This is a genomic window from Mesorhizobium sp. M4A.F.Ca.ET.050.02.1.1, assembly GCF_003997725.1.
GTDB lineage: Bacteria > Pseudomonadota > Alphaproteobacteria > Rhizobiales > Rhizobiaceae > Mesorhizobium.
The window spans coordinates 1-9465 of the sequence record NZ_RZSG01000173.1 but is presented as its reverse complement, the minus strand read 5'-3'; the positions used below and the strand labels follow the sequence as shown (position 1 = coordinate 9465).

General features: G+C 64.1%; 9 protein-coding genes and 2 pseudogenes. 4 read left to right on the top strand and 7 right to left on the bottom strand.

The genetic code is table 11. The features are described 5' to 3' along the window. A pseudogene (locus EOA33_RS40460) lies at positions 1-366 on the bottom strand (hypothetical protein); the annotation flags it as partial. 35 nt (positions 367-401) lie between these two features. Here EOA33_RS40460 and EOA33_RS14140 point away from each other — a divergent pair. Together EOA33_RS14140 and EOA33_RS14135 are read left to right on the top strand one after the other, a co-directional pair. Next, the gene (locus tag EOA33_RS14140) at positions 402-2081 is read left to right on the top strand and encodes an electron transfer flavoprotein-ubiquinone oxidoreductase (protein WP_126055749.1); all 1680 of its coding nucleotides are present in this window, start codon (positions 402-404) and stop codon (positions 2079-2081) included. Between the two features lie 141 nt (positions 2082-2222). Then, entirely contained in the window at positions 2223-2822 is a 600-nt protein-coding gene (locus tag EOA33_RS14135; RefSeq protein WP_127405889.1) for a DUF922 domain-containing protein, read from the top strand. Positions 2823-2841: 19 nt separating this feature from the next. On the opposite strand, the gene EOA33_RS14130 is transcribed toward EOA33_RS14135, so the two are convergent. The 5 genes and pseudogenes from EOA33_RS14130 to EOA33_RS14115 form a co-directional block, all read right to left on the bottom strand. Continuing rightward, positions 2842-3852 (bottom strand): endonuclease/exonuclease/phosphatase family protein, encoded by a 1011-nt coding sequence (locus tag EOA33_RS14130; RefSeq protein ID WP_127405888.1) that lies wholly within the window; start codon positions 3850-3852, stop codon positions 2842-2844. Positions 3853-3989: 137 nt separating this feature from the next. Next, positions 3990-5450, bottom strand: a complete 1461-nt coding sequence (locus EOA33_RS14125; protein WP_245455537.1) for an AMP nucleosidase — start codon at positions 5448-5450, stop codon at positions 3990-3992. A gap of 180 nt (positions 5451-5630) precedes the next feature. Next, a pseudogene (locus EOA33_RS14120) lies at positions 5631-5817 on the bottom strand (hypothetical protein). 32 nt (positions 5818-5849) lie between these two features. Further along, positions 5850-6002, bottom strand: coding sequence for a hypothetical protein (locus EOA33_RS39025; protein ID WP_189362959.1), 153 nt, complete (start codon positions 6000-6002; stop codon positions 5850-5852). 180 nt (positions 6003-6182) lie between these two features. Continuing rightward, positions 6183-6524 (bottom strand): DUF2147 domain-containing protein, encoded by a 342-nt coding sequence (locus EOA33_RS14115; RefSeq protein ID WP_126055744.1) that lies wholly within the window; start codon positions 6522-6524, stop codon positions 6183-6185. Positions 6525-6959: 435 nt separating this feature from the next. Between EOA33_RS14115 and EOA33_RS14110 the strand changes: the two genes are divergently transcribed. Both EOA33_RS14110 and EOA33_RS14105 read left to right on the top strand, forming a co-directional pair. Further along, positions 6960-7226 carry a sel1 repeat family protein gene (locus EOA33_RS14110; RefSeq protein WP_127405887.1) on the top strand — a complete coding sequence of 89 codons (267 nt, stop codon included), beginning with the start codon at positions 6960-6962 and terminating at the stop codon, positions 7224-7226. A gap of 315 nt (positions 7227-7541) precedes the next feature. Further along, positions 7542-8663: an ABC transporter substrate-binding protein gene (locus EOA33_RS14105; protein WP_126055742.1), complete on the top strand. Its 1122-nt coding sequence runs from the start codon at positions 7542-7544 to the stop codon at positions 8661-8663. Positions 8664-8709: 46 nt separating this feature from the next. Here EOA33_RS14105 and EOA33_RS14100 read toward each other — a convergent pair. Continuing rightward, the coding region (locus EOA33_RS14100; protein WP_348628237.1) for a biotin/lipoyl-containing protein at positions 8710-9465 on the bottom strand (756 nt) is incomplete at its 5' end.

Here is a 9465-nt window from a genome sequence, read left to right as displayed (position 1 = left end):
GGTGCCGATGCCAGAGGCGCCAGTGATGTGAAAGCCGCCGAGTTCGTCGGAAAAGGAATAGGCGCCGGTTGCCCAGACCTTTTGCGGATCGGCATGGGCAGCCGGGGCCAGCAATGGAAGGAGCGGAAGAACCGCCCGGCAAAGCCGGCCGGGCGTCGAGAAAAAGCGCGTCAATGAGAAGCCGGATGGCTCAGGCGTGCGCATGGCGCGAAGTATTGCCGATAAGCAAGCCGTCGAACAATTGAAAAACGCCGGGAGAAATGGTTCTTCCCGGCCGGGCGCGACTTTTTGTCGAAATCGGCTTTGTCCGTTAAGCGCCGGTTTCCCGTCGCGAATTGATGCGCTATGCAGCGCATGAGCCAGCACAATGCGGGAAAGCGCGGCAAGCCAGTGAGGGGTCGATGAGCGATATCGAACGCGAGAGCATGGAATTCGACGTGGTCATCGTCGGCGCTGGTCCGGCTGGCCTTGCCGCGGCGATCCGTCTGAAGCAGGTCAATCCCGAGCTTTCCGTCGTCGTGCTGGAGAAGGGCGGCGAGGTCGGCGCCCACATCCTGTCCGGTGCCGTCGTCGACCCGATCGGCATCGACCGGCTGCTGCCGGGCTGGCGCGAGGAGGAAGGCCACCCGTTCAAGACGCCGGTGACCGATGATCATTTCCTGGTGCTCGGTCCGGCCGGCTCCTTCCGCCTGCCCAATATCCTGATGCCGCCGCTGATGAACAATCACGGCAACTACATCGTCTCGCTCGGCAATGTCTGCCGCTGGCTGGCGACCAAGGCCGAGGCGCTCGGCGTCGAGATCTATCCGGGCTTTGCCGCCGCCGGCCTGCTCTACAACGATGCCGGCGCCGTCACCGGCGTGGTGACAGGCGACATGGGCGTCGAGAAGGACGGCACGCATGGTCCGTCCTTCGCGCCCGGCATGGCGCTGATGGGCAAATATGTGCTGATCGGCGAGGGCGCGCGCGGCTCGCTCGCCAAGCAGCTGATCGCCAAATACAAGCTCGCCGACGGCCGTGAGCCGGCCAAGTTCGGCATCGGCCTGAAGGAACTCTGGCAGGTCAAGCCGGAGAACCACAAGCCTGGCCTGGTGCAACATTCCTTTGGCTGGCCGCTCGACATGAAGACCGGCGGCGGCTCCTTCCTCTACCACCTCGAGGACAACCAGGTGGCGGTCGGCTTCGTCGTCCACCTGAACTACAAAAACCCGTATTTGTCGCCCTTCGAGGAGTTCCAGCGCTTCAAGACGCACCCGGCGATCAAGGGGACCTTCGAGGGCGCCAAGCGGATCGGCTATGGCGCACGCGCCATCACCGAAGGCGGCTGGCAGTCGGTGCCGAAGCTGTCCTTCCCTGGCGGCGTGCTGATGGGCTGTGCTGCCGGCTTCGTCAACGTGCCGCGCATCAAGGGTTCGCACAATGCGGTGCTATCGGGAATGCTGGCGGCCGAGCATGTCGCGCAAGCGATCGCCGACGGCCGCGCCAATGACGAGCTTTCCTCCTACGAGGCTGCGTGGCGGGCGACCGACATCGGCAAGGATTTGAAGAAGGTGCGCAACGTCAAGCCGCTGTGGTCGCGCTTCGGCACCATCATCGGCGTCGGCCTCGGTGGCCTCGACATGTGGCTGAACACGCTGTTCGGCCTCTCGCCCTTCGGCACGCTGAAGCACGGCAAGGCGGACTACGCGACGCTGGAGCCGGCTGCAAAATATGAAAAGATCGCCTATCCGAAGCCGGATGGCGTACTGACCTTCGATCGGCTCTCCTCGGTGTTCCTGTCCAACACCAATCACGAGGAAAATGAGCCGGTCCACCTCATCGTCGGCGACGCGGCACTGCAGCAGCGCTCCGAGCACGATGTCTTTGCCGGACCCTCGACGCGTTACTGCCCGGCCGGCGTCTACGAATGGGTCGACAAGGACGGCAACGCCGCTGCCGATCCGTCGGCCAAGGACGTGCGCTTCGTCATCAACGCGCAGAACTGCGTCCACTGCAAGACCTGCGACATCAAGGACCCCAACCAGAACATCAACTGGGTGCCGCCACAAGGCGGCGAAGGCCCGGTCTATCAGGGCATGTGAGACAGGCAGACGCCTGACCCGGCCGTCTCGACCGCCGCTCAAACAAAAGCCGGCGAGGGGCCAGTCTATCGGGGCATGTAACGGACCTGTTGAAACCGCGGCGCGCTTGTGTTTCCCTTCCCTGACGAGTGGAGGAAGGCCATGCGCGTTTCGGTTCTGGCATGCCTTGCGGCGATTGGCGTCCTGTGCAGTTTCAGCCCCATAGCATCGGCCGGCACCAAGCTGCTGGTCAAGACGCGCACCTACGAGATATCAGGTACAACAGGCGTGGCCCTGGTCGCGGCGATGGACCGCAACGGCCCCAAGCATGGCTTCATGACCCGCGCCATCGCCGACACCGCCTATACGGTGAATTGGGACCTCGCCATCAGCCGCACCGATGGAGTCTGCCACCTGCGGCAGGCCGACGGCGTGCTCGACCTCACCTACACCTATCCCCGCCTGGCGCAGCCGGCCAATGCCCGACTCGAACGCCGCTGGAAGCGGTTCTTCGCCGGCGTCCGTGCGCATGAGGAGACGCATGGCCGCATCGCCAGGCGCATGATGCAGGCCACCGCGAAGTCGGTCCGTCGGCTCAAGCTTGCCGACAACTGGTTTTGCACCGGCACCCGCCAGGAGGCGAGACGGCGTATCAACGCCGTCTACGCCGAATACGAGGCGAAGCAAAGGGCCTTCGACGCCCGCGAGCACCGCAATGGCGGCCATGTCGAGCATCTGGTGGATGCCTTGATCAAGCCTTGAGGATCGAAGGAACGCAGCGCTAGCGCAGCGTCTTGCCCGGTTGTTTGACGGCCGCCAGCGCCGTCTCATGCTCGTCGTCCGGCTTGTGCTCTTGCGGACGCAGCGAAAACTCCACCAGCACGGGAAGATGATCGGAGCCGGTTTCTTCGAGCCGCGTCGCCGAATGGATGATCACCCCGCCCTTGCTGAACACCTGGTCGATCGGCAGGCCGGCGAAGCGCCGCAGGACATCCGGCAGCTTGATGTACATCCAGGTCGGTCCGGCCGACGGCATGACGGTGAGCTTGCCGAGCGCCGCGACACGCCGCACCGCCGCGCTCCACGGCACGGCGTTGCAGTCGCCGGCCATGATCGCCGTCTCGCCAAGCGAGGCGAGCTGCTCCGACAGTTCACCGATCTGCCAGGACTGCTCGCGCGGCCATGGCCAGCTGAGATGGATCGCGGCGACATCGGCGCTGACACCGCCGAAGTCGACGCTCGCGATCGCCATCGCCCCGCGCCGCTCGCAATGCGGCCCGGTCCCCGCGACGAACGGACGCCTGGAGAGCAGCGCAACGCCGAACACGCCGTTCGGATAGGGACAAAGGATCCGGTAGGGATAGGCGCTGGTGATATAGCCAAGCTCGGTCGTCCACATCTCCGACACCTCGTCGAGGGTGATCACGTCGGGATTGGTCCGCCCTATCAGCGACAGCACTTTCTTCGGCGTCGGATTGTCGTAGCGCAGGTTCATCTGCAGCAGGCTGTAGACGATCTGGTCGGCCGGTTTGGCGTCCGCCTGCACCGGCCACAGCCTGGGTAGCGCGCTCAGCGTCGTGGCGAAGCTGGCGATGGCGAACAGCAGTGCCGCGGCCGCCTGCAGGCGAAACGGGGTTGCAAGCAGGGGCAGCGCCAGGAGCGCGATCAGCACGGCCAGATGAACGCGGAAATGCGAGAAGGAATCGAAGGCCGGATGCAGCGTGCCGAAAAACCCGGCAATCAGGGCGGCCGCGAACGCCATCATCGCCAGGAATGTCACCCCGGCTGTCATGTTAGAGCGCGATCCACCTGATCTCATCTGCCTGACTACTCAATGCCGCTGGCAACCTGTCCGGCTTGCTTATCCGTCAAATTGCGGCCCGATCAAGACGACGAGTTGCCTAGCCGGTTTTTGCAGCTGGTGACCGCCTATTGGAAGGCAGTCTCGGAAAAGCTCCTGAGTTTGCGCGAATGCAGCCGCTCCATAGGCATTCCGGCCAGCTTCTCCATCGCCTTGATGCCAATCGTGAGATGCTGCGCCACTTGCCTTTTGTAGAACTCGGTCGCCATGCCCGGCAGCTTCAGCTCGCCATGCAGCGGCTTGTCGGAGACGCACAGCAGCGTGCCGTAGGGCACGCGGAAGCGGAAGCCGTTGGCGGCGATGGTCGCCGATTCCATGTCGAGCGCGATGGCGCGCGACTGTGACAGCCGCTGCACCGGTCCGCGCTGGTCGCGCAGCTCCCAGTTGCGGTTGTCGATGGTGGCGACGGTGCCGGTGCGCATGATGCGTTTGAGGTCGTAGCCGGAAAGCCCGGTTACCTCGGCGACCGCTTCCTGCAGTGCCACCTGGATCTCGGCTAGCGGGGGGATCGGCACCCAGACCGGCAGGTCGTCGTCCAGCACATGGTCCTCGCGCACATAGGCATGCGCCAGCACATAGTCGCCAAGCGCCTGCGTGTTGCGCAGGCCGGCGCAGTGGCCGAGCATCAACCAGGCGTGCGGCCTCAGCACCGCGATATGGTCGGTGATCGTCTTGGCGTTGGAGGGACCGACGCCGATATTGACCATGGTGATGCCGCCATGGCCGGGCTTCTTCAGATGATAGGCCGGCATCTGCGGCAGGCGTTGCGGCGGCGTGCCTTCGGCGGGCACGCTCGACCCGGCATGGGTGATCACGTTGCCGGGTTCGATGAATTCGGCATATCCGCCGCCGCCATTCTCCATCAGATCGCGTGCGCGGGCGACAAATTCGTCGATGTAGAACTGGTAGTTGGTGAACAGCACGAAGTTCTGGAAATGCTGCGGGCTGGTCGCGGTGTAATGCGTCATGCGGTGCAGCGAATAGTCGATGCGCTGCGCCGTGAACGGCGCCAGCGGCCGCGGCTCGCCGAACGCCACTTCGAACGTGCCGTTGGCGATCTGGTCGTCAGTGCCGTCGAGGTCCGGCACGTCGAACAGGTCGCGGATCGGCCGCTGGATACGCTCGGCGGCGCTGCCGTCGACATAGGTGCCCTCCAGGAAGGCGAAATGCAGCGGAATAGGCGTGGTCGATTCCGACACCGTTACCTGGACGCCATGGTTGCGCATGATCAGCCGAAGCTGCTCGACAAGGTAGTTTTCGAACAGCGCCGGCTGGGTGATGGTGGTCGAGAAATGTCCGGGCGTCGGCATGTGGCCATAGGCCTGTCGCGAGTCGACCTGGCTGAAGGAGGTCGTGGTGACGCCGATCTCGGGATAGAAGGCCCGGTAGCGCTTGTTGCTGTCGCCGCCGGCGGCCAGTGCCGCGAAGGAATCGCGCAGGAACTTGGTGTTGCGGTCGTAAAGCACCTGCAAGGCCGCGACCGCCTTCTTGGCGTCGTTGAAACTCTGCCTGCCGAAAGGCTCAGGCATGACGACCGATTCGATGGCTTGGGGGTAGATTCGCTTTTCCATGGCTCAATATAGAGAGTTGGAAGAGCGGTTGGGAGGGGGAGGCGGGCGCGAAGGCGGCCAAAGTGCCGATTTTTGTCCGCGTCTTGAGATGGAAGTGAGATCAGGTCAGCCTCGGCCTCGCCTGAGTATCGACGTGTTTCAGCCGCGCTGCAGGGAGACCAGCAACACGAAGCCGACGCCCGACTTCCGCGGCGAGGGGGCCTCGATCGTCGTCGGCCCGCATCATCGGCACCGCCAGCACCGGGGCGGCAAGCAGCATCAGGATGAGCGCCGCCCGCGGCAGGAGCCGGAGGATGTTCAGGGCGCTGGTGGTGATGCGGTTCATGGTCGTTGCTTCTCGTTTGAGGGTTGGTCGGTTCAGCGGATGAAATGGTTCATGCAGCCCGGCCGGCAGGCATTGGCGCCATCCCAGGCGCGGGCCGGGCGTCCGGCCTCGGCCACCAGGATGGCGAAGAGCATGCCGAACAGGCTCATCAGCAGGCAGACGATGGCGAAGCGGCGGGCAAGCATGCGTTGATCCTCTCCTTCAATGCCGAGGAGAATGCCCGAGCGCCGCTGAACCGGCTCTGATGCCGGTATTCATCTGCGGTTCAAGTTCGTTGCTGAGAATTTGGTGGCGAGCCTGCCGCCATCACCTGAAAACGGGGCCGCGAAGGCCCCGTTTTCAGGTGATGGCGGCGAAGGCGCCGATCAGAGCTTGTGCCAGGTCTGGCTCTTGCAGAGCAGGCCGCCGAGCACGCAGCCGCTCATCTTGAGCGAGGTGCCCGAAAGCGTCGCCTTGCCGGCATAGGTCTTGTCTGTTTCCGGGTCGGTTATGCTGCCGGCATATTTGTTGTCGCCGGCCGCCTTCAGCGAGCCGATCGTCTTGCCGGCGAATTTGCCGGTCTTCAGCGTGATGGAAAACGCGCCGCCGCCGCCGATCGCCGCCGTCTCGCCGGATTGCGTCTTCCAATTGCCCTCGATCGGATCGGCAAAGGCCGCGCCGGCCATGATCAAGGTGGCCGCCACGGCCAGGCTCACTTTTCGCAACATGTCTGTCCTCCCTATAGGTTCCGGTGGGCCCCGTCCCGCCTTCCTACCCCTTACGCAAACGTAAGCTAGTCCAGCTTCCGGCAAAACAAAAGCGGTGCCGCCGGGGAAGGTTGCAGGATTTTGCCGCCCCCTCTGCAACGCGGAAATGAACGGGTCGCTTCGTGGTCTTTGGTTCCCGTGGTTAGCGGAGTCTTGATCCGATCGTTCGAAGTTTTCGTCAAATTTGCCGCAAACAGGCTCAACTGCGGGCTTTGTATGCTTAACGAATTTAAGTGTTTACCTCTTGTTTTAGCTTTGTTTTCCTCAAATTAAGCACGCCATTTAACGACGGATTCAAGGCTCGGCCTCATCCTCGAAAGCATCGAAAGAGCGGCCCCCCGAGGGATACCAAGGGACAGAAGGAGGCAGCTCTCGGGAGCCAGACAGGGGATTGAAATGGCACGTTTTGAAATGCTTGAAGGCGGCTTCGGCGCCATGGGAGCAACCGCCCAGGCCGACATTCTTTTCGAACTGGGCATGATGTATGCGACCGGCCGCGACTGCGAGACCGACGTCGTCGCCGCCCACAAATGGTTCAACATCGCCGCGATCAAGGGTTCGGTCCGCGCCGCTAAGCTGCGCTCCGAACTGTCAGCGGCAATGTCGAAGGCCGAGATCGCCAGGGCGCTGCGCGAAGCGCGCGAATGGATGACGATGCACTGAGGATATCCAGGGGGCCAAGGCCGCGCAGACGGCCGGCGCCAGGGACAAGGCCGCGGCAAGACGGTCGGACGAACAGGAAGACAGGGAAGCGACCGGGCGCGGGAGTGTTCGGGGAAGCTCGATAGGCAAAAGCTGCGACCGGCCGGGACAAGGCCGGCGCGGCTTTTGCCGTTTTAGGCGGTTCGCGATACATTGCAGGCCCAATCGAGTGCCGGCAATGCGCCAAGACATGCCGGGCGAAGGATGAAATTGTCCGGCCTCTCTGAAAGAAGCGCGGCCGAAACGGCCGCGCGCCAGTGGAGGAGTTCTATCGCTATGAAAAAATTGGGTATTTTGAGCGCGGCCGCATTGGGCCTGATGATGAGCGCGCCCTTGGCCTTCGCCGATGACATCACCATTTCCGTGGTTGGTCCGATGACCGGCCAGCTCGCCACCATCGGCGACCAGTTCAAGCAGGGCGCCCAGGCCGCCGCCGACGCCATCAACGCCTCCGGCGGTGTCAACGGCAACCAGATCAAGCTCGACGTTCAGGACGACCAATGCGATCCGAAGCAGGCGGTTTCGGTCGCCAATCGCATCGTCGCCGACGGCACCAAATTCGTCGACGGCCATGCCTGCTCGGGTTCCAGCATTCCCGCCTCCGCCGTCTATGCCGAGGCCGGCACGCTGATGATGAGCCCGGCCTCCTCAAATCCGGAGCTGACCGATGCCGCGGCCAAGGCCGGCTGGCCGACGATCATGCGCCTCTATACGCGCGACGATGCGCAGGGCGCCTTCATCGGTCCGTGGATCGCCAAGAAATATGCCGGCAAGAACGTCGTCATCCTGCATGACAAGAGCGCCTACGGCCAGGGCGTGGCCGACGCCGTCAAGGCGACGATGAATGCCGGCGGCCTCAAGGAAGTGGATTACGAAGGCATCAATGCCGGCGAGAAGGACTATTCCGCCCTTGTCACCAAGCTGAAGGAGCTGAAGGCCGACGTGGTCTATTTTGGCGGCTACCATCCAGAAGCCGGCCTCATCCTGCGCCAGGCGGCCGAGCAGAACGTCAAGTTCCAGCTGATCATGCCGGACTCGATCGCCACACCGGAATTCTGGCAGGTTTCCGGCCCGGCCGGCGAAGGCACGATGTTCGTCTTCCCGTCGGATCCGCAGGCGAAGCCCCAGGCCAAGGATGCCGTCGCCAAGATCAAGGCCGGCGGCTTCGCACCGGAAGGCTTCACACTGTTCTCCTATGCCGTGGTCCAGGCCTTCGCCGAGGGCATCAAGCGCGCCGGCAGCGACGATCCGGCCAAGGTCGCCGAAGCGCTGAAGAACGGCCAGCCGATCAGCACCGTGGTCGGCGACGTCGTCTTCGACGAGAAGGGCGACCTGAAGAACGCCAGCTACGACATCAACCAGTGGCACGACGGCAAATACGCGCCGATCCAGCCGTAGTCGTTCTGCATCCGGATTGAGATGGCCGGGCTGATCCCGGCCATTTTCATTTGGAGTGGCTACCTTGCGCCTCATCTACGAAGCGCACCAGCACTGTGCCGTCGCTCACCTGCGCGCCCTCGGCCGCAACCTCGGCGATCACCCCGTCATGCGGGGCTGCGATTGTGTGCTCCATCTTCATCGCCTCCAGGATCAAGAGCGGCTGGCCCTTGATCACGGCATCGCCCACCCCGGCGCGCACCAGCTTGACCAGCCCGGGCATCGGCGCGCGCAGGCTGCCGGATGCCGCGGCCGCATCATCGGCCTTGGCCAGCGGATCAGGCACCGCGAAGGAATAGCCGACCGCGCCTTCGAATACGGTGATGTGTCCCGGCCATCGGGCGGTGCGCGGAATGGCCCGCAGATCATGCGAATTGATCGCGTCATGCGGCGCTTCCAGCGCCACCTGGAAGCGGCCGTCCGGCCGTGCCGAGACCCGCGCCAGGATATCTTCCTCGCCGTGACGAAGCCTGATACGTCGCGCTACCGTGTGGAAGTGTGCATAGCCGGCAAGCGACGCCCATGGGTCGCCGCCGGTGGCGGGGGCGCCTGCGCCGGTCGCCGCGAGCGCGGCGGCGGCGATGGTCTCGTCGCTTGGCGGGGGCCGGGCGACCAGCTCATCCTGATGCCGGCCGATCAGCCCGGTGTCGACGTCGCCGGCCGCGAAATCGGCATCGGCCGCGAGCGCGGCGAGAAAGGCGGTGTTGACCGTCGAGCCGGCCACTTCGGTCTCAGCCAGCGCCTTGCGCAGCGCCGCAAGCGC

What these genes read in the sequence shown, in the direction of transcription:
- EOA33_RS39025 (WP_189362959.1), bottom strand. Translation starts at nt 6,002, where the DNA reads ATGCTTGCCCGCCGCTTCGCCATCGTCTGCCTGCTGATGAGCCTGTTC.
- EOA33_RS14105 (WP_126055742.1), top strand. Translation starts at nt 7,542, where the DNA reads ATGAAAAAATTGGGTATTTTGAGCGCGGCCGCATTGGGCCTGATGATG.
- EOA33_RS14110 (WP_127405887.1), top strand. Translation starts at nt 6,960, where the DNA reads ATGGCACGTTTTGAAATGCTTGAAGGCGGCTTCGGCGCCATGGGAGCA.
- EOA33_RS14140 (WP_126055749.1), top strand. Translation starts at nt 402, where the DNA reads ATGAGCGATATCGAACGCGAGAGCATGGAATTCGACGTGGTCATCGTC.
- EOA33_RS14130 (WP_127405888.1), bottom strand. Translation starts at nt 3,852, where the DNA reads ATGACAGCCGGGGTGACATTCCTGGCGATGATGGCGTTCGCGGCCGCC.
- EOA33_RS14115 (WP_126055744.1), bottom strand. Translation starts at nt 6,524, where the DNA reads ATGTTGCGAAAAGTGAGCCTGGCCGTGGCGGCCACCTTGATCATGGCC.
- EOA33_RS14135 (WP_127405889.1), top strand. Translation starts at nt 2,223, where the DNA reads ATGCGCGTTTCGGTTCTGGCATGCCTTGCGGCGATTGGCGTCCTGTGC.
- EOA33_RS14125 (WP_245455537.1), bottom strand. Translation starts at nt 5,450, where the DNA reads ATGCCTGAGCCTTTCGGCAGGCAGAGTTTCAACGACGCCAAGAAGGCG.